The 437-nt window shown below is 69.8% G+C and carries 1 protein-coding gene; it reads right to left on the bottom strand.

What is annotated here, in order from left to right; all coding sequences use genetic code 11:
- Positions 1-39 precede the first annotated feature (39 nt).
- The coding region (locus RM844_RS32890) for a transcriptional regulator (RefSeq protein ID WP_311671090.1) at positions 40-437 on the bottom strand (398 nt) is incomplete at its 5' end.

Raw genomic sequence — 437 nt, 5'->3', positions numbered from 1 at the left:
GGTGAGTCGGGTGCTGACTGGGAGTGAGCCGACGCGGGTTCAGATCCGGAACGGGAACCCGTACAGATGCACCGACACGTGCTCCCGCCCCTCCGTGTCACCCGTCGCCTGGGCAGCCTTGCTGCGTTCCCTCCACCGCCGCGCGATGACCTGCAACTCGTCGTTCATTTCCGCGAGTTCCGCGGGCGTCAGGTCCATCAGCCACTCCGAACTGAAGGCGGCGTCGGTCCACTCCGCGCCCCAGGCCGCCGTCTGGTCCAGGTAGGTCCGGTACTGAGCGGTCCGGTTCTCGTGGATGCCGCGCGTCACCGTGCCGACAACGGCGGCCCCTTCGGGCGTGTCAGCGAAGTCCGAGCCCCGGAAGCCCCACCCCTGCTCGGACGCCACCTGACACCACCGCTCACGGCCGTCCGTGCTCCGACCGCTCGCCTCGGCCA

Source organism: Streptomyces chisholmiae, assembly GCF_031845445.1.
Lineage (GTDB): Bacteria > Actinomycetota > Actinomycetes > Streptomycetales > Streptomycetaceae > Streptomyces > Streptomyces chisholmiae.
Note: the sequence above shows the minus strand (reverse complement) of the source record. Positions and strands in the feature narration are given on the sequence as shown.